Below are 19,371 nucleotides of genomic sequence, written 5' to 3'. Positions count from 1 at the left end.
AAGAAAGGGAGAGGGACATCATGCGTAAGTTCAACCTGACCATCACGGCGCTCGCTGGTGCGAGCGTCATCGCCCTGGCCGTGCCCGCCTTTGCGCAGGACGCCACGCCGCAGCAGGCAGCAGACGCGGCGGACGCCAATTCGGACATCATCGTCACCGCCCAGCGCAAGGCTGAAAAGGTGACGGAGGTGCCCATCTCCATCACCGTCGCCAATCAGGCACAGCTGGAGCGGCAGCAGGTCAACACGGTCAACGACCTCAGCCGCGTCGCGCCCTCGCTGGAAATCCAGCAGGCGCCGGGCCAGAATACCGGCGGTGGCGGCGCCATTCGCGGTATCGGTACCCAGACCTTCTCGGCCGGCGCCGTCGCATCGGTCGGCGTGGTCGTCGATCAGGTCAGCCAGGGCAATGCCAATATTTCCGACCTGTTCGACGTCAGTCGGATTGAAGTGCTGAAAGGTCCGCAGGGCACCTTGTTCGGCCTGACGACGTCGGCCGGCGTGATCAACATCACGACCAACGCGCCCGACCCCAGCGGATTTTCCGCGCGGGTGCGCACCGAATTGTCCAATGCCGGCACCGCCGGGTCGAAGTTCGGCAATCAGGTCATTCAGGGCGTCGTGAACATCCCGCTGGCATCCAATGCAGCCGTCCGCGTATCGGGCGTCACAAATTTGCGCCAGGGCGTGAACAAGAATGCGCTGACCGGCGATTACAACGATAATGATCGTTATGGCGTGCGTGGGCGTCTGCTCTGGGAGCCGACCGAGCGGCTGACCGTCAACCTGATCGGCGACTATACCAAGAGCCGCGCCGAAAATGGTGGCGACTTCTTCACCTTCGTTCAGACCAGCGGTCCGGGCACGGCATTGGGCGGTCTGCTGCGGGACAGCGTCGGCATCACGGCCCGGCTCGCAAGCTGCGGTGTGACGCCGGGTGAGGGCAATCAGAAATATTGCTCCGGCTCTTCCTATGTCGGCCGCACGGAAAATTATGGCGGCTCGCTCCAGCTCGATTATGAGGCCGATCCGTTCACGCTGACGTCCGTCACTGCCTACCGCAAGTCGAGCGAGACGGGCTTTGGCGCGGCGACCAACGTATTTCGTGGCGATCCGCTGGAATTGCAGGTCGGCAACGGTGCGGTGAACCGCAAGCTGAGCCTGTTCACGCAGGAATTGCGGGTCAGTTCGCCTGCCGACCAGTTCCTGGAATATACTGCCGGCGTCTTCTATTCGAACCAGAAGCAGACACGAGATCCGGAAAGCCTGTCGGTGTCGGTAGTGCCGTTCCCCGGCCTCACCATCCCGATCGTGCGCAACCCCGGCGCCGATCTCGACATTCAGGATGAATCGCTTGCCGTCTTTGGTCAGGGCACCTTCCATCTGTCGCCCAGCCTGCGCCTGATTGCCGGTGGCCGGTACACGACCGATCGACTGTCGATGGATCGTTATGATTATTTCACGCCCGCCGATCCGTTCAGCCGCACCATATTGGACGTCCAGAAATTCTCCTGGCGGCTGGGCGCGCAATATGATCTGGCTCGCGACATGATGATCTACGCCACCGCATCGCGCGGGTTCAAGGGTGGCCAGATCGCCATCCCGTCGGCCCCGGCCAAGCCTTTCGTCGTGTTGCCCGAAATCCCGATGGCTTATGAAGCGGGCCTCAAGACAACCTTGTTCGGTGGCTGGGTCGCGGATCTCAGCGTCTTCTATCAGAAGATCAAGAATTTCCAGGCGCAGCAGTGCACCGTGGACAGCACCGCCGTTATTTCCTGCGTTCAAACCAACATCAATGGCGTAAAATCGCGCGGCGCGGAAATCAACTTCTTCGGCAAGGTTTTCGAAGGTCTGTCGCTCAATACCGGCTTCATCTACGCCAAGGCGACCTACCCGACCAATTTCATCGGCACGGATGGCACCAATATCGGCGGCTCGCAGCTGGCCTATGCCCCCAAATATAAGTTTACGCTGTCGGGCGAATATGAAGCGCCGGTGACCGGTCGCCTCAATGGCTTTGTGGCCGCCGATACGGTGTGGAAGTCGCGGGTGCGCTATGAAGCCAATTCGAACAGCCTGACGACCTTCCGCTCGCACTGGTTGGTGGGTGGCCGGATTGGCCTTCGCACCGATGATAATCGCTACAGCGTCGCGGTGTTTGGTCGCAACCTGTTCAACGTGCATGAACCGTCGCTGATGCAGAGCGATTTCCCCTATACGACCGATCAGCGCGAGCAGAATATCGGTGCCATCTATGGCCCGCAGTCCTTCCGTCAGGTGGGCATCAGCTTCGACGCGAAGTTCTGATCTGACAGAGGCATGGCGGGGCGATAGGCTTCGCCATGCCTGTTTGGCGTGTGGCATGGGAAAGAGGACGGATGAACCAGATCAGACAGGCCATCGCGGCGCTGGGTACCGACCTTGGCCCGGATGTTCTCGACCAGTGCCGGGTGTTGTTCGACGATGAGCAGATGGCGCTGCTCGCGCAGGTGCCGGTGTCCGTGGCGGATGTCTCCTATGGGCCGCACGAACGGCATCGCCTCGATATCTACAGGCCCCTGGGTAGCGACTCGGCGCCGATCATCATCTTCGTGCATGGCGGCGGTTTCCTGAAAGGCGACAAGGGTGGGGCGGATGCCTGGCCCAATGCCAATGTCGGGCGCATGGCCGCGCAGGCGGGTTTTCTGGGCGTCGTCATCAACTATCGGCTCGCGCCCGATCATGTCTGGCCAGCCGGGGCGGAGGATGTCGCGTCGGTCGTCGCCTGGCTCAAAGGCCATGCTGCGCAGCATGGCGGCGATCCCGATCGCATCGTGCTGATGGGTACGTCGGCGGGCGCCGTGCATGTCGCGGGCTATCTGAAGCTGGCGGGGGATCGCGACATTCGCGCCGCCATCCTGCTTTCGGGGCTTTACGGCTATACGTCGCTCGATCAGCGGGACATGCTCTATTATGGCGACCCGGCGCTGTATGCTGATCGCATGCCGCTGGAGGCCGTCGCGTCGACCAGTTTGCCGCTGCTGCTTGCCTGTGCCGAGTTCGACCCGCCGCGCTTTCAGGCCGAATTTCTGGGGCTGATGCAGGATCGGCTCGACCGTCATGGCGCGATGCCGCGCGCCATCATTCAGTCCGGCCATAATCATTACAGCATGGCCATGCATCTGGGCACCGCCGACCGGCGGCTGTCCGACGAAATCTGCGCCTTCGTGCGCGAAACCACTGCCTGACAATCATATAATCGGAGAGACGGATATCATGCTGGACCGCAGAACCCTTCTGGCCACCGGCGCAGCCGCCATGGCCGCCCCCGCCTTTGCCGCGCGCAAAAGTGCCGACCCGGCTTTCCCCAAGGATTTTCTGTGGGGCACGGCCACCGCGCCGCACCAGATCGAGGGCAATAATATCGCCAGCGATCTGTGGTTTCTGGAAAACCAGCAGCCTACCGTATTCAGCCAGCCATCGGGCGACGCCTGCAACAGCTTCGCGCTGTGGGAAACCGATCTCGACCTTGCCAAAGCGATGGGCCTCAACTGCTATCGCTTTGGCATCGAATGGGCGCGGATCGAGCCAGAGAAAGGCCTGTTCAGCCAGGCGATGCTCAACCATTATAAGGCGGTGATCGAAGGCTGCCGCGCGCGCGGTCTGGCGCCGGTCGTGACCTATAGCCATTTCACCGCGCCGCGCTGGTTCAGTGCGCAGGGCGGCTGGACCAATCCGGAAAGCGCATCGCTGTTCGCGCGCTATTGCGACAAGGCGACCCGCGCCCTGGGGCAGGGCATCCACAGCGTCATCACCTTCAACGAACCCAATATCCTGTTGCTGCTCAAGCCCATGTTGCCGCCGCAGGTGTGGGCCATTCAAAAGCTGACTCTGGAAACCGCTGCCAAGCGGCTGGGTGTGCCTAAATTCGTCAGTGCCAATGTCGCCGATGTCGAAGACCTGCCGGCGTTGCAGAAGGGGCTGCTGGCCGCGCATCAGGCGGGCAAGGCGGCGATCAAGGCGGTACGGCCTGACCTGCCGGTCGGCATTTCGCTGGCCATGATGGACGATCAGGCGGTGGGCAAGGCGTCGGTGCGCGACCGCATGCGCGGCGAACTATATGGCGAATGGCTGAACGTCGCGAAGGGCGACGATTTCATCGGCGTGCAGAATTACGAACGCGCACTGTGGGGCGACAAGGGCCGGTTGCCAGCACCCAAGGGATCGACCGTCAACTGGTCGGGCACCGAAGTCTGGGCGGGGTCACTGGCTGGCGCGGTCCGCTACGCCCATGAAGCGACCGGCGTGCCGATCCTGGTGTCCGAACATGGCGTCGGGACGGAGGACGATGCGATCCGCGCCAAATTCATTCCCGAAGCGCTAGGGGGCCTCAAGGCTGCAATGGATGATGGGATTGCGGTGCAGGGCTATTGTCACTGGTCGTTGCTCGACAATTTCGAATGGATTTTTGGCTATAAGCCCAAATTCGGGCTGCATAGCGTCGATCCGGTGACGTTTGCCCGGACGCCCAAGCCCAGCGCCGGCGTCTATGGCGCCATCGCTCGCCGCAACGCGCTGTAAGGGAGGGATGCCATGACGCGTTTCGCTCTTATCGCCGCGCTGCTGATGGCTGCGCCGGCGATTGCGCAAATGCCTGTCCCGGTCCCCGCGCAGGCGCCGGCCGAACCGAATGCTATCGCGCTCTATCCGCAGATGAAGGCACCCAAGGGATCGACCGAGAATTGGGTGCGCTTCGGCGAGGATCTGGCCGTTCGCAACGTTACCGTGCCGACCATCACCCCGGTTCTGCCCGATCCCGCCAAGGCGACCGGCGCAGCGGTCATCGTGGCGCCGGGCGGCGCCTTCATGCTGTTGTCGATGGAGCATGAGGGCTGGAGCGTGGCGCGCTGGCTGGCCGATCATGGCATTGCCGCCTTCGTCCTGAAATATCGGTTGAACCAGACCCCGGCGGATACCGCTGAGGCGTCCGCCTATATGGGCAAGCGCATGGCGGACTCGCTGCGCGACCCGACCGCCGCGCCAGGTATCACCGAACCGCGCGCTACGCTCGATGCGCTGGCGGCTTTGAAAATGGTACGAGGGGATGCGAGCAAATGGGGCGTCGATCCCAAGCGGGTCGGCATGATCGGTTTTTCTGCCGGTGCGATGACCACGCTGAACGCGACGCTGGAAGGGAAGGGGAGCGATCGCCCGTCCTTCATCGCTTATGTCTATGGTCCGATGCTGGCGCGCGATGTGCCGACCGATGCGCCGCCCATGTTCGCGGCCATCGCCAATGACGACAGCCTGTTTCCCAATCCGTCCTACGCCCTGCTCGAAAGCTGGCGACGCGCGCATGTGCCGGTGGAGCTTCACGCCTATGAGCGTGGCGATCATGGTTTCGGTATGGGCAAGCCCGGCACCACGACCATGGGTCTGCTGCCCCAATTCCTGTCCTGGATGGAGATGCGCGGCCTGCTGAACGCGAAGGCCGGACAGTGACGACGCCGACCGTGTCGATCCGCCGGGAGGCAGGCATCAGCGTCGTCATCAATGGCTTGCTGAGCCTGGCTTTCTTCCTGGGCGTATTCGGAACCGTGTCGCGTCCGCTCGGCTGGATGGCGCCGGACAATCTGGCGATCGATTTCGTGCCGCAAAGCATCGCGGTCGCGCTGATGAGCGCGCTGGTGCCTGCGCTGATCGCCCGAAAACGGCTGGGGAATGGACCGGCGTTGCGGCCGATCCTGATCCGCGCTGCACTGTTCGCCTTGGCCGGCGGCGGTTTGGGCGGATTGCTGGCTTTGTCGATCGGTGCGGCTGGATTGTCGGCCATCGGCTGGGGCGCCGCCCTAGCGATTAAAATTGCTTATGGCGGCGTGCTCGGCGCGCTGGTCGCCACGCTGGCGCTGCGGCGATTTGTGCCGGCTGTCCGCACCGCCTGATAAAAGAGGATTGCCCCGATGACGTCCCGTACCCTTCGCCTTGCCGCTCTGCTGGCTTGCACCGTCCTTGCAACGCCTGTGCTGGCGGACGAACTGGCCGATGGCTTCCGCAATCCGCCCCAGTCGGCGCGGCCCCGCGTCTGGTGGCACTGGATGAACGGCAATGTGACCAAGGAAGGGATCGACAAGGATCTCGACTGGATGGCCCGCATGGGCATTGGCGGGGTACAGAATTTCGACGCCAGCCTGATGACGCCGCAGATCGTCAAGGAACGACTGCCCTATATGACCGACGGCTGGAAGGATGCCTTCCGTCACGCCGTCCAGACCGCTGACGCAAAGGGGCTGGAATTCGCCATCGCCGCATCGCCGGGCTGGAGCGAGACGGGCGGCCCCTGGGTCAAGCCGCAGGATGCGATGAAGAAGCTGGTCTGGAGCGAAACCGACCTGCGTGGCGGCCAGCGGCTGAAGGGCGCCTTGCCCGCACCGCCCGCCGTCACGGGGCCGTTCCAGAGCGCGAAGTTCAGCGATCCGCTGTCTGGCGGAGCCGAGAGCGGATCGCTGCCCAGTCATTATGCCGATGCCCGCGTGCTGGCCTATCCGGTCGTCACGACGCTGCTGCCGCTACCCAAAGTGACGCAAGCCGATGGCAGCGCGATCGGCGCCACGCCCTTGCTGGACGACGATCTGGAAACCGTGGCCCAAGTGATGAAGGGCGACGCCGCCCGTCCCGGCGCTCTGATCCTGGACTATGGCAAGACTGTCACCATTCGTTCGGCCAGCCTGTTCGTACCCCATGCCCGCCCACCTTTCGGCGATCCGGCCTATCGCCCCACATTGGAGGCGGAAACGGCGCAGGGCTGGCGGCCGGTCGGTCGCTTCACCCTGACCGAAGTATCCGCCACGATCGGTTTCGCGCCTGTCACGGCGCGGCGTTTCCGGCTTGTGCTTTCGCCCAATGATGCGCCCAAGTCGCCCGGATTGGGCGATGGCGCGCCCGGCGCGGTGATGATGGACGTATTTGCGCGTCCCGATAGCCCGAATTTGGGCATCGGCAACCTGCGCCTGTCGGCCGACGCGAAGATCGACCAATATGAGGTGAAGGCCGGCTTCGGGATTGTCCCGGACTATAATGCGCTGAGCGATGGGGGCGCTCCCGATGTGCCTGCGATCGATCCAGCGACAATCGTCGACCTGACGGACCGTTTGCGGCCCGACGGTATGCTGGACTGGACCGCGCCCAGGGGTGGCGACTGGCGTATCGTGCGCCTGGGCTATTCGCTGACCGGCAAGACCAACCATCCCGCTACCCCCGAAGCGACCGGCCTGGAAGTCGACAAGTATGACGCCGCCGCCGTCCGCCGCTATCTCGAAACCTATCTGGGCATGTATCGTGACACGGTGGGCGCCGACTGGATCGGGAAGAAGGGTATCCGCGCCCTGCTGACCGACAGTATCGAGGTCGGCGCGTCCAACTGGACCCCGCGCATGGTCGAAGAGTTCAAGGCGCGGCGTGGCTATGACCCGGTGCCTTTCCTGCCCGCGCTGACCGGCGCGGTGGTGGGGTCGCTCGCGCGCAGCGATGCCTTCCTGCATGATTATCGCCAGACGCTGGCCGATCTGTTGGCCGACGCCCATTATGGCACGGTGGCGAAGGTCGCGCATGAAAATGGGCTGACCGTGTATGGAGAAGCGCTGGAAAATGGGCGCCCGGTGCTGGGCGACGATCTGACCATGCGGTCCCATGCCGATGTGCCGATGGCGGCGATGTGGACTTTCAACCGGGGCGCTGCGCCGCGTCCGACGCTGATCGGCGACATGAAGGGTGCGGCCTCGGTCGCCCATATCTATGGGCAGAATGTCGTTTCGGCGGAAAGCATGACATCGGCCTTCGCGCCCTGGGCCTTTGCGCCGTCGGACCTGAAGCGCGTCATCGACCTGGAATTCGTGTCGGGGGTCAACCGGCCGATCGTCCACACGTCGGTGCATCAGCCGGTGGACGACAAGCTGCCGGGCCTCAGCCTCATGATCTTCGGCCAATATTTCAACCGGCATGAAAGCTGGGCGGACATGGCCAAGCCATGGGTCGATTATATGTCGCGTACCGGCTATCTGCTCCAGCAAGGCCGCGATCATGCTGACCTCGCCTATTTCTATGGCGAGGATGCGCCGATCACGTCGCTATTCGAGCATGGCGTGCCGGCCGATTTGCCGACCCGCTATGCCTATGACTTCGTCAATGCCGATATCCTCGCTAACCGCATGAGCGTGGACAAGGGCGAACTGGTGGCCGGCAAGGCCCGCTATCGCGCCTTGTACCTTGGCGGGTCCAGCCGGGTGATGACGCTGGCAACGCTGCAGCGCATCGCCGCTTTGGTAGAGGCGGGCGCGACCGTCATCGGCAATGCGCCGGAACGGGCGCCAGGCCTTCAGGATGACGCCGCAGCCTTCAGGGCGCTGGCCGATCGTCTCTGGCGTGGAGCCGCTGTCGGCAAGGGGCAAGTCATCGCCAGTCAGGACGCCGAAGCCGCACTAAACAGTTCTGGCATAAGCCCGGATTTCCGGATTTCCAGCGGTGCGACGGATGCGGACTATCGCTTCATCCACCGCAAGCTGGATGATGGAGACCTCTATTTCGTCAACAACCGCACCGACAAGGCGGGTCGGATCGAGGGGCGCTTCCGCGTGGTTGGCAAGCAGCCCGAACTCTGGCGCGCGATCGATGGGACTGCGACTCCCATATCCTATCGCACCGAAGGCGGTGAAACGGTGATCCCGATCGATGTCGGCGCGGAGGATGCTTTCTTCATCCTGTTCCGCAATCCGGCCAAGGTCGCATCGGCCACGATTGCGGCCAAGCCGACGCGGCAGGTCGCTACGCTCAGCAGTCCCTGGACCGTCAGCTTCCAGTCGGGACGTGGTGCGCCGGCGAAGATTGCGATGCCGAGGCTCACGCCGCTGGAGAGCAATGCCGACAAGGGCGTGCGCTATTTCTCCGGCACGGCGACCTACAGCAGCCGATTTGCCCTGCCCAAGGGAATCAAGGCTGGCGCGCCGCTGTGGATCGATCTGGGCAAGATTGGCGACTTGGCAGAGGTGCGGGTCAACGGGCAGTCCGCCGGCACCACATGGTTCGCACCCTATCGGCTCGACATCGGCAAGCTGGTGAAGGCGGGTAACAACGAACTGGAGATCAAGGTCGCCAACCTGTGGGTCAATCGCCTGATCGGCGATCAGCAGCCCGGTGCGGAGAAGATCACCTTCACCGCCGCGCCGACCTACAAGGCCGATGCGCCGTTGCGTCATTCCGGCCTGATCGGGCCGGTGCAGCTGTTCGCCGAATAGATCTCAATGGTCGGGCGTCTCGCCGTTTCGCAAGGGCGGCAGGCGCTTGACCTTTTTGATCTGGCGCAGGCCCAGAAACACGGCGGCGATGATGGCGGGGATCAGGGCCAGGTCGATCCAGCCGGGCAGATGTGCACCCTGATGCTCGATCGCTTCCTTGATATGATGCCATAGGCCCAGCGCATAATAGCTGATCGCGACGACCGACAGGCCCTCCACCGTATGTTGCAGGCGAAGTTGCAAGCCGGTCCGGCGGTCCATCGATGCCAGCAGGTCGCGATTGCGGCGGGCCAGCGCCGTGTCGACCCGCGTGCGAAGCATGGCGCTGGTCCAGGCGATGCGTTGCGACAAATCCTCCAGCCGCCGGCCGAACGCGTCGCAGGTGCGCATGGCGGGCAGAAGGCGGCGTTCGGTAAAATCGTCGAGCGAGCGATAGCCTCGGACCTGCGCCACCTCCAGTCGGCGGATGCGGTCGAAGCAGAGTTCGGCATAGGCGTGGGTGGCGCTCATGCGATAGCGCGTGCGGGCGACGATCTGGGCCAGTTCGGCGCTGAGCGAGGACAGGGTTTCCAGCACGGCGTCCGCGTCGGCCTGCGGTTCCGCAACCCGGCTCGTCACGTCGGTCAGTTGCTGTTCCAGCCTGGCCAATATGGACGTCGCCTGCTGCGCTTCGGGCAGGCCCAGCAGGGCGATCTTGCGATAATTGCCCAGTTCCTGAAGCCGCTGGACCAACAAGGAGGCTTCCGCACCCTCCAGTCCGCGGTCATGGACGAGCAGCCGGCCAAAGCCATTGTCATGCAGGCGAAAGTCGGCCCAGACGCGGGCGCGGCCCTGCGCCACATCGGAAATGGTCAGGTCGTCCGGCATGAAATAGGCCGCGACCGTCGCCTTGGTGGGTTCCTGCTGGGTCAGCGCGATCTGGGTCGATCGGATGATCCGGCCGGGAAGATGGTCGATCCAGTGGAATATCGAGGCGAAGGGGGACAGGTCGAACGGATCGCCATAGCCATCGGCGATGAAACTGTAGGTGATGAATTCGCTATGCCGTTCCCAGGAAAAGCCGAGTGCGCCGACACGGCAGGCGAAGAAGCGATCGTCGCCATCGGGGGAGGGGGCGTCCGTTGGCAAAAGGTCGCGCAATGCGGCGATGCTGTCGCGGGCCTGCCGTTCATCGACGATCATCATGAACTGAACGGCGCGAGCCGGCGTGTCCATGCGGGGCATCTTGCGAATGTGCATCTCGCGCGAGAGCGAAGCGCGCAGGGGATGGCTGCGCTGCGTCAGATCTGGAAAGGCGCCGTCACTTGTGCCCGTGCTGGCGTTCATATATGGTCGTTCCCTCAAATCCGCTGGCTCTCAGGCTAATGGGCATGTTGCGCTTGCCGCAATTGGACTGATCCAAAGAATGAGATGTCAGATGCGGCGGGCGATGGCGCCGGCGGCCCAGCCCATGCCGACCGCCATGGCGATCGCCACCAGACCATAGACGAAGGACCAATGTTCCGCGGCGCTGGCTATGAACTGTTCGAAGCCGGACTTGCGCACGGTGATGTCGCGGACAGCGGCGGCGACGACGCGGCCGTCCTGCACCAGGAAGGTTTCGGCGGTGTAATCGCCCACGATAACGCGCGCCGACAGGGGCAGTCGGGCGCGGTAGAGGACGCCGTCGGTAATCTCTACCGTTCCGGGCCGTTCCACGAACAGGCCGGACCGGGCGCGCAGATCGACCAGCCCCGCCTGGAAGCGGGACAGTTCGCCACTTTCGTTCAACGACGAGGGCGAAAGTTGAAGCTTGTCGACGCCCAGTTCGTAGATGGCGGCGGTGCGTTCATCGACGATCCGGTCGATCGGGCGGGATGAGGCCATGGCGTAGAAGCTGGGCGCGGAGCGGAATTGGGCTTCATCGGCATTGACCCAGATGCCCGCGACCTTCTGCTTCTCGCGCATGGTGATCGACTGTTCCGGCCCCTTCAGCACCACGACGATATCAGCCGGCTTTTCGGGGCGGCGGCCGTCGGGATAGACGATCGCGCCGAATAGCAGCAGGTCCGCGCCCGTGAAGCTGTACTGGATTTCCACGTCGCGCTGCGACACATCGGGCACCAGTTGCGGTTCGTCCGCGCCGATCAGCAACAGGGCTGCGGGCAGGGCGATCAGGGCGGCGAGGCGACGCATCAGCCGACCTCGATCGTGTAGATTTCGTCCGGCCGCCAACCAAGGCCGAGCGCCATGCGCGCCGCAACCAGCAGCACGATCGCGGCGAGCAGGATGCGCAGATATTCCGGGCGGATCGACATGGAGATACGGGTGCCGACCTGCGCGCCGACGACGCTGCCGATCAGCAGCAGCAGGGCGAGTACCAGATCGACCGCCTTGGTCGTCATGGCGTGCATCATCGTCGTTGCCATGGTGACGAACAATATCTGGAACAGGGACGTGCCGACCACTGCCTGGGTCGCCATCCCCAGCAGATACAGCATCGCCGGCACCAGGATGAAGCCGCCGCCCACGCCCAGCAACATAGTCAGGATGCCGGTGGCCATGCCCAGCAGCAGCGGCGCGAGCGGCGAGATATAGAGGCCCGAACGGTAGAAGCGCCAGCGCATCGGCAGGGCTGCGACCAGCGGATGGTGCCGCCGCTTGCGTGCCGAGGGGCGCTTTCCGGTCTTGATCGCGATGAGGGCCTGAATCGATTCCTTGGCCATCAGGCCGCCGATGCCGCCCAGCATCAGCACATAGAGGATGCCGATGACGGTATCGATCTGACCCAGATATTGCAGCAGGCGGAAGATGAAGACGCCCATGCCGGCACCCATCACGCCGCCGGCGATCAGAACGCCGCCCATGCGGAAATCCACCGTGCCGCGCGACATGTGGGTGAACACGCCCGAGACGCTCGCGCCGGTGACCTGCGACGCGGCGGAGGCGGCGGCGACGGTCGGGGGGATGCCGTAGAAGATCAGCAGCGGCGTCGTGAGAAAGCCGCCGCCCACGCCGAACATGCCGGACAGCAGGCCGACCACGCCGCCAAGACCGATGATGACAAGCGCGTTGACCGACAGATTGGCTATAGGCAGGTAAAGATCCATGCCGGTCGGGGTTACCGCCAACCGACGACGATATAAAGTCGCGATAGGATGTTTGAATCAAAAATCCGCAGCCAGGGTGATGGCAAGGCCCGATCCCGGTCGTGCATCGCCGGCGATCCGTTGCCGCCATTCGACCGATAGCCTTGCGTTGGCCTGCGGCAGCGGGAGGCGGATCTGCATTTCCGGGCCGATGTCGAGGCGGCTGGCGCCGGGCTGCGCGCCGCCGGACAAGGCCGCGCCAAGGCGGATGGGGACGGCGTCGAGCGGTGTCGTCAGAGAAAATTTGCCGTCGATGAAGGCATCCCGTCGTCGAAAGCCGACGATGCCTGTCTGAACATAGGCCTCCCCCAGGATCGCGGGGGCGATCGTCTTCGGGCCGAAGCCGCCCACCGCCATCACGGCATTGGCGTCGCGGCCACCAGTGCCCAGGGCAACGCGGCGCTCCGCCGCCAGGGTGATGGGGATGGTGCGGGCGGGCTGCATGGACAGACCCAATGCGGCTTCGGGCGCGGCCGGGCGCTGGAGCGCGCGGGTCAGCCGGCCATAGGCCGTGACCCTGCTCGCGGCATGAGGAGAAATGTCATAGTCCAGTCGCACCCCGGCCTGCGATCCGCCCAGTTGGCTTGCCGGAAAAGCGCCATTCGCGGTGCCGCTGTCGGGCCGCCACAACAGCCATGCGCCGGCGCGCCATCGGTCGGTATGGGGTGGGCGGGCCGGCAAAGGCGGCGGGCTGGGCGTTGGGGCGTGGATGCCGCCGTCATTGCGGGCATGATCCTGAGGCGCATGGGTGAAGTCCGTCGCGGAGGCCACGAAATCCATCAATTGGATCGGCATGCCATCGTTGTGGCCGGATCTGGGGATGGCGGTGGCTTTCACAAAGTGCGTTGGCGGCAGCCTGTCAGGATCGCGCACGGCCATGGTGATCGTGCGGATCGGGCGCATGGCGGTCATGGCGCTGGCATCCAGGAGAGTGATCGGTGTCAGCACGAGCGAGGAAGACGGATGATGAGGGCCGGGCAGGGGTGGTGGGACCGTGATGTCCGGGCCGAGCAGGCGGATGGCGATCCACACTGCCAGCATCATGGCGAAGAAGCGCAAGGGGCGACCGCTTGCGCTGCGGGTCATGGCTCGGTCTTCAGATCGGGGAAGCTGTGCTGGGTCTTGTCCCAGACGAGCGGTTTGCCGAGCAAGGATCCGGCGTAGAGGATAAGCGCGCGCTGCGCTGCCATTATGGTGATGAAATTGGCCAGCAAGGTGCGGGGGATGGATGTCAGGCCGTGACGCCAGCCATAGGCGCGTCCGACGAACAGCGCACGCATCGTGATACGCCAGACCAGAAGGGCGCTGTTGAACCAGATCAGAGAGGTGACGATCGGCGAGAATGGCAGCAGGCGCAAAGGTGTCAGGAAGGCGACGAGGGCGATCAGGGATGTGAGGAAGAAGGTGATGTAGGCGGCGAACAAAACCAGCGCCGCCAATGTCGCTCGGCGGTCGCGGATGCGCATCCACCATTCCGCCGGGCCGCCATGCCAGCCCATCCGATCCCACCCTGCCAATGAAATGCCCACCATCCAACGGGCCTTCTGCTTGACGGCGGCATCTATCCTGTTGGGGAAATATTCGCAGGTGGCCACGAGCGTGCCGTTCCGGTCGCGCATGCGGACGAACACGCCGCGGCCGCCCCGGTGCGCGATCTGCAAACCGGCTTCATAATCCTCGGTCAGGGAGGACGGATCGAACGGTCCGCCATAATCTGGCCTGACCAACTGTCCGAGCATATGTCGTTCAAACGCACAGGCGACGCCAGCGGACGGCATGGATGCACCCAGCGCCTCCCGCACCGTCAGGGCCTTTCCATGGTTCTCCGCAAATTCGTCGCCATAATGATTGCTGATGGCGCGGGCGAACCAGTTGCCGCGGCCTGGCAACGGCAGAACCGGCAACTGGACCAGGTCGAAACGGTCGATCATGAAATCGAACAGCCGAATTTCATCGGGATGGACGACGTCTTCTGCATCGTGCAGCAGGACGGCCTTGAACAATTGACCGCTGCGGGCCTCCGCATCCAGCATCGCGCGCCACAGGACGTTGAGGCAATCGGCTTTGGTCGTGGGACCGGGACGGGGATTGATGGCGACCAGGATGCGCGGTTCGTCGGTTGCGACAGGGAATATGACGTCCAGCGTATCCGGATCGTTGGGGTAGACGCCCAGGAAAATTTGAAAGTCGTCATTCGGCCAGCAGGCAAGGGCGTGCCGCAGCATGGCGCCGATGACGTCGGCTTCGCGCCAGGCCGGGATGAAGATGGCGATACGGCCGGGCGATGGAGAAGGCGGCAGGGTAGCGGTGGTCATGCGCGGGTGGCGCCTGTAGACGGTCATGTCGCGCCAGCCGCGACGCAGCAGGAAGAGGAGGTCGACCAGCAAATCGTTCAGTCCGCCAATAGCCAGGCCGACGATGGCGAAGAGCAATATTTCGCGATGCAGGCCCATCAGGCCTGCGGTCAACATGTCCCCCAAAGACTTGACCCCCATACCCCGATGCGAAAGAGGATGGCATTTGCGTCACTATGTTTCAAGTGTTTTACGTATTTTTCGAATAATTATCATTCATTGTAAGAATTGGTGACGGCGCATCCTTTAAATGAGCATGGTGAACGGAGATAATATGAGCCGACCAGCCCCATCTGCACCGCGGACTTTCCTAACCGGCGAGATGGGCGGTGCGATGTTGTTGATGATGGCGGCTGCGGCGGCGATCCTGCTGGCCAATCTGCCGGGGGTAGCGGGGCATCTCTATCACGCCGTGCTGCATGCGCCGTTGGGGCCGATCCTGTCGCCGCGCATCGGGCCGATGACTCTGCATTTGTGGATCAATGACGGGTTGATGGCGATCTTCTTCCTGCTGGTGGGGTTGGAGATCAAACGCGAGTTTCTGGATGGAGGCCTGTCCAGTTGGAGCAAGCGGCGACTGCCCATAGTGGCGGCTGCGGCAGGTATGGCTGTGCCGGCACTCGTCTATATGCTGGTCACGGCGGGGCGCCCGGCGCTGGGCAATGGCTGGGCCATTCCCGCCGCGACCGACATTGCCTTTGCGATCGGCGTTCTGGCGCTGCTGGGCAGTCGGGCGCCGGCGTCGCTCAAACTGTTCCTGACCGCCGTCGCCATCGTGGATGACATGGGCGCGGTCGCGATCATCGCCTTGTTCTACAGCCATGGCCTCGATCTGGCGGCGCTGGCCGGAGCGGCGGGCGTTTTGGCCCTGATGGTCGCCTGCAACCGGGCGGGGGTGAAGATGTTGTGGCCCTATCTTCTGGGATTCTTGCTGTTGTGGTTCCTCGTCTTGCTGTCCGGTGTGCATGCGACCGTTGCGGGCGTGCTGGCGGCGATGACCGTGCCGTTGCGCCGCTCGCCGGGCGCACCCGATGCGGTGGACAGTCCGCTGCATAGACTGGAGCATGCCATCCATCCCTGGAGCGCCTATCTGATCGTGCCGCTGTTCGGTTTTGCCAATGCTGGGCTGAACCTTGGCAGCGATGCGCTGGCGGCGCTGTTCGCGCCTTTATCGCTGGGCGTGGCGCTGGGGCTGTTCCTGGGCAAGCAGGCCGGCATTTTCGGGGCGGTCTGGGCTGCGGTGCGGTTGGGCGTCGCCGAGCGTCCGGCCGGCGCGAGTTGGGGGCAGGTCTATGGCATGGCTATGCTGTGCGGCATCGGCTTTACGATGAGCCTGTTCATCGGCGCGCTTGCCTTCCCCGACAATGCCCTGTTGGTGGAGGAAGCGAAGGGCGGAATATTGCTCGGGTCGCTGATGTCGGCCCTGTCGGGTTATGTAATATTGCGCTGGATCGCACGTCCGGCCGCCTCCACGACGCGATAAGCGGGTTCGTCAACAGGTAGGGACAGTGCTATTCTAAGTCCGCTGATGTTGCGAGTCGTGAGCGCTTTCGGCCGATCGACCAATCTCTACACTGTCATGTACGGGAGGAGGGCGACCATGGAGATGGATGTAAATTATCTGCTGCACCGCCAGCAGATGTCGTTGATGCGGGCGCAAAGCTCGCGGTCCCAGAAGGGGCGCAATGCTTATGAAAATCTGGCCCAAAGCTATACCGACCGGATCGACGCGCATCGTCGGGAAAATGAGCAACTGATTATTCGAGCGCATTGACGATAGGCCTGTGATCGGGTGCGTCAGCGGCGCTGGATCAACCTGTCGATCGCCAGGCGATGGGTTTCGTCATCGCCACATTCGCGTTCCAGGGCGCTCTTGATCCGTTGCAGTTCCGCTTCGGTCAGATGTTCGATGCCGATGAAATCGTTGCGGGCGGTATCGACGGCGCGGATCAGTTCGTCCAGCTTTGCCTGAATGGCCGAGCCGTCGCGATTTTGCGCATTCTGGATCAGGAACACCATCAGGAACGTGACGATGGTGGTGCCGGTATTGATGACCAGTTGCCATGTGTCGGAATAATGGAAGAGCGGCCCGGTCACCAGCCACAGGATGACGGTGACAAGAGCCAGGGCGAAGGCGCTGGGCTGACCCGCCCAATTGGCGACGCGGTGCGACAGGGCCGCAAAAATCCGATCCATGATGCTATTGTCCTTTGCGAAATCGCGTCATTTATCCCTTGTTCAGCCGGAAAAGGCCATGGAAAGCGCGATGCGACCCTTTCCTTTCCGCGCCATATTGGCTGCCGCCCTTTTCGCCCTTGCCGCCTGCACCTCTCTGTCGCCCGAATCGCGGCTTCGCGCGGGGCTTGAGGAGGCCGGGCTGTCGCCGCGCATGGCCGGTTGCATGGCGGAAAGGATGGCGGATCGTCTGAGCCTGACGCAGTTGCGGAAGCTCCAGTCGCTTGCCTCGCTCCGCAAATCTCACAGTGGCAAGATGAGCGTCGAGGATGTGCTTCATAAAGTCCGGGCCTTAGAAGATCCCGAGATTTTTGCCGTTACCAGTCGGTCCGCCCTGGCCTGCGCTTTTTGATCCGATCCGCCGATGGAGTATTGAAGCGGACCGATCGGCTTTGCAGACTTTACAATTTTGCAAAGTGGTTTTGCGAAATTTTCTGGCGCCGTGCTTTTGCCTGTGCTTAGCCGCTGACCATCAGATTTCAGCGAAAGGGCACGCCCCATGAACATTCACGAATATCAGGCCAAGGAACTGCTGGCGAAGTATGGCGCGCCGATCGCCGCAGGCTATGCCGCCTTCACGGTCGAAGAAGCCGTCGAAGCTGCCAAGAAGCTGCCTGGGCCGCTTTATGTCGTGAAGTCGCAGATCCACGCTGGTGGCCGCGGCAAGGGCAAGTTCAAGGAGCTGGCCCCCGAAGCCAAGGGCGGCGTGCGCCTTGCCTTCAATCTGGACGAAGTGAAGGCCCATTCGGCCGACATGCTGGGCAACACGCTGGTCACCATCCAGACCGGCGACGCCGGCAAGCAGGTCAACCGTCTGTACATCACCGACGGTGCCGACATCGCCAAGGAATTCTACCTGGCGCTGTTGGTCGATCGCGCCACCAGCCGCATCGCTTTCGTTGTGTCGACCGAAGGCGGCATGGACATTGAAGAGGTCGCCCATTCGACCCCGGAAAAGATCCACAGCTTCTCGGTCGATCCGGCTGCTGGCTTCCAGCCGCACCATGGCCGTGCCATCGCCAACGCCCTTGGCCTGACCGGTGACCTCGCCAAGCAGGCGTCGAAGGTTGCTTCGTCGCTCTATGCCGCGTTCCTCGACACCGATGCCGAGCAGATCGAAGTCAACCCGTTGGCGCTGACCGAGCAGGGCAACCTGCTGGTTCTGGACGCCAAGGTCGGTTTTGACGGTAACGCCATGTTCCGTCACAAGGACATCGCCGAACTGCGCGACCTGACCGAAGAAGATGCGGCCGAAGTCGAAGCATCGAAGTACGACCTGGCCTACATCAAGCTGGACGGCAACATCGGTTGCATGGTCAACGGCGCTGGCCTGGCCATGGCGACCATGGACATCATCAAGCTGAACGGCGAATTCCCCGCCAACTTCCTGGACGTAGGTGGCGGCGCCACCACCGAAAAGGTGACGGCGGCCTTCAAGATCATCCTGAAGGATCCGGCGGTGAAGGGCATCCTGGTCAACATCTTCGGCGGCATCATGAAGTGCGACATCATTGCCAACGGCATCGTCGCTGCCGCCAAGGAAGTGAACCTGTCGGTTCCGCTGGTCGTCCGTCTGGAAGGCACCAACGTCCAGCAGGGCAAGGACATTTTGGCCAATTCGGGTCTTCCGATCGTCCCGGCGGACGATCTGGGCGACGCGGCCAAGAAGATCGTGGCGGAAGTGAGGAAGGCGGCCTGATCCGCTTTCCCGCCTGAACGATACGCCAAAGGGTGCGGGGGGACCGGAAACGGTCCGCCCGTGCCCGTATTGGCGTTGATAAAGGAGGATGTTGAGATGAAGATCCTTGTGCCCGTGAAGCGGGTTATCGATTATAATGTGAAGCCGCGGGTTAAGGCGGACGGTACGGGCGTCGATCTGGCGAACGTGAAGATGAGCATGAACCCTTTCGACGAGATCGCGGTCGAGGAAGCCATCCGCCTGAAGGAAAAGGGCGTGGCGACCGAGGTCGTGGCGGTGTCGATCGGCGTCGCCAAGGCGCAGGATACGCTGCGCACGGCGCTCGCCATGGGCGCGGATCGGGCGATCCTGATCCAGACGGATGACGAGGTCGAGCCGCTGGGCGTGGCCAAGCTGCTCGCCAAGGTGCAGGAAGAGGAAGGCGCTGGCCTCATCATCCTGGGCAAGCAGGCGATCGACGACGATAGCAACCAGACCGGCCAGATGCTGGCTGCGCTGCTGAACCTGCCGCAGGGTACGTTCGCGTCGAAGGTCGAGGTTGTCGATGGCAGCGTCAACGTGACCCGCGAAGTCGATGGCGGACTGGAAACGGTGAAGCTGAACACCCCGGCGATCATCACCACCGACCTGCGCTTGAACGAACCGCGCTATGCGTCGCTGCCCAACATCATGAAGGCCAAGGCCAAGCCT

Annotated in this window: 17 protein-coding genes; 11 read left to right on the top strand and 6 right to left on the bottom strand. The window is 63.2% G+C overall.

Going from position 1 to position 19,371, the window contains the following annotated elements; genetic code table 11:
* Positions 1–20: 20 nt before the first annotated feature.
* From F4U95_RS10685 to F4U95_RS10660, 6 genes are all read left to right on the top strand, one after another.
* Positions 21–2,306, top strand: coding sequence for a TonB-dependent receptor (locus F4U95_RS10685; protein ID WP_150425670.1), 2,286 nt, complete (start codon positions 21–23; stop codon positions 2,304–2,306).
* Positions 2,307–2,377: 71 nt separating this feature from the next.
* Entirely contained in the window at positions 2,378–3,226 is an 849-nt protein-coding gene (locus tag F4U95_RS10680; protein ID WP_150425669.1) for an alpha/beta hydrolase, read from the top strand.
* Between the two features lie 28 nt (positions 3,227–3,254).
* Complete coding sequence (locus tag F4U95_RS10675) at positions 3,255–4,559, top strand: family 1 glycosylhydrolase (RefSeq protein WP_150425668.1); 1,305 nt, start codon at positions 3,255–3,257, stop codon at positions 4,557–4,559.
* A 12-nt stretch (positions 4,560–4,571) separates the two neighbouring features.
* The gene (locus tag F4U95_RS10670) at positions 4,572–5,480 is read left to right on the top strand and encodes an alpha/beta hydrolase (RefSeq protein ID WP_150425667.1); all 909 of its coding nucleotides are present in this window, start codon (positions 4,572–4,574) and stop codon (positions 5,478–5,480) included.
* Positions 5,477–5,920, top strand: coding sequence for a hypothetical protein (locus tag F4U95_RS10665; protein WP_211363975.1), 444 nt, complete (start codon positions 5,477–5,479; stop codon positions 5,918–5,920). The genes F4U95_RS10670 and F4U95_RS10665 overlap by 4 nt, the downstream gene beginning before the upstream one ends.
* 18 nt (positions 5,921–5,938) lie before the next feature.
* On the top strand, positions 5,939–9,265 hold the full coding sequence (locus F4U95_RS10660) for a glycosyl hydrolase (protein WP_150425666.1): 3,327 nt from the start codon (positions 5,939–5,941) through the stop codon (positions 9,263–9,265).
* A 3-nt stretch (positions 9,266–9,268) separates the two neighbouring features.
* Here F4U95_RS10660 and F4U95_RS10655 read toward each other — a convergent pair whose 3' ends face one another.
* The 5 genes from F4U95_RS10655 to F4U95_RS10635 all read right to left on the bottom strand — a co-directional run bounded on the left by F4U95_RS10655 (position 9,269) and on the right by F4U95_RS10635 (position 14,864).
* Positions 9,269–10,591: a DUF3422 domain-containing protein gene (locus F4U95_RS10655; RefSeq protein ID WP_150425665.1), complete on the bottom strand. Its 1,323-nt coding sequence runs from the start codon at positions 10,589–10,591 to the stop codon at positions 9,269–9,271.
* Between the two features lie 87 nt (positions 10,592–10,678).
* Positions 10,679–11,440 carry a TIGR02186 family protein gene (locus F4U95_RS10650; protein ID WP_150425664.1) on the bottom strand — a complete coding sequence of 254 codons (762 nt, stop codon included), beginning with the start codon at positions 11,438–11,440 and terminating at the stop codon, positions 10,679–10,681.
* A complete protein-coding gene (locus tag F4U95_RS10645) occupies positions 11,440–12,354 on the bottom strand; it encodes a sulfite exporter TauE/SafE family protein (RefSeq protein ID WP_150425663.1) in 915 nt (304 codons plus the stop codon). Before F4U95_RS10645 ends, F4U95_RS10650 begins: the two co-directional genes overlap by 1 nt.
* A gap of 57 nt (positions 12,355–12,411) precedes the next feature.
* Positions 12,412–13,479: a hypothetical protein gene (locus F4U95_RS10640; RefSeq protein WP_150425662.1), complete on the bottom strand. Its 1,068-nt coding sequence runs from the start codon at positions 13,477–13,479 to the stop codon at positions 12,412–12,414.
* Positions 13,476–14,864, bottom strand: coding sequence for a glycosyl transferase family protein (locus F4U95_RS10635; protein WP_150425661.1), 1,389 nt, complete (start codon positions 14,862–14,864; stop codon positions 13,476–13,478). Before F4U95_RS10635 ends, F4U95_RS10640 begins: the two co-directional genes overlap by 4 nt.
* A 157-nt stretch (positions 14,865–15,021) precedes the next feature.
* Here F4U95_RS10635 and nhaA point away from each other — a divergent pair, with 157 nt between their 5' ends.
* Together nhaA and F4U95_RS24790 are read left to right on the top strand one after the other, a co-directional pair.
* Positions 15,022–16,230: a Na+/H+ antiporter NhaA gene (nhaA, locus tag F4U95_RS10630; protein WP_150425660.1), complete on the top strand. Its 1,209-nt coding sequence runs from the start codon at positions 15,022–15,024 to the stop codon at positions 16,228–16,230.
* Positions 16,231–16,347: 117 nt separating this feature from the next.
* The gene (locus F4U95_RS24790; protein WP_170267488.1) at positions 16,348–16,521 is read left to right on the top strand and encodes a hypothetical protein; all 174 of its coding nucleotides are present in this window, start codon (positions 16,348–16,350) and stop codon (positions 16,519–16,521) included.
* A gap of 23 nt (positions 16,522–16,544) precedes the next feature.
* Here F4U95_RS24790 and F4U95_RS10625 read toward each other — a convergent pair whose 3' ends face one another.
* The gene (locus F4U95_RS10625) at positions 16,545–16,943 is read right to left on the bottom strand and encodes a low affinity iron permease family protein (RefSeq protein WP_150425659.1); all 399 of its coding nucleotides are present in this window, start codon (positions 16,941–16,943) and stop codon (positions 16,545–16,547) included.
* A gap of 70 nt (positions 16,944–17,013) precedes the next feature.
* Here F4U95_RS10625 and F4U95_RS10620 point away from each other — a divergent pair, with 70 nt between their 5' ends.
* From F4U95_RS10620 to F4U95_RS10610, 3 genes are all read left to right on the top strand, one after another.
* Entirely contained in the window at positions 17,014–17,334 is a 321-nt protein-coding gene (locus F4U95_RS10620; protein WP_150425658.1) for a hypothetical protein, read from the top strand.
* Between the two features lie 147 nt (positions 17,335–17,481).
* A complete protein-coding gene (gene sucC, locus F4U95_RS10615) occupies positions 17,482–18,681 on the top strand; it encodes an ADP-forming succinate--CoA ligase subunit beta (RefSeq protein WP_120250556.1) in 1,200 nt (399 codons plus the stop codon).
* Between the two features lie 96 nt (positions 18,682–18,777).
* Positions 18,778–19,371: electron transfer flavoprotein subunit beta/FixA family protein (locus tag F4U95_RS10610; RefSeq protein WP_150425657.1), on the top strand; the 594-nt coding region annotated here is incomplete at its 3' end.

This window comes from Sphingobium limneticum, from assembly GCF_008710165.1.
GTDB lineage: Bacteria > Pseudomonadota > Alphaproteobacteria > Sphingomonadales > Sphingomonadaceae > Sphingobium > Sphingobium limneticum.
Note: the sequence above shows the minus strand (reverse complement) of the source record. Positions and strands in the feature narration are given on the sequence as shown.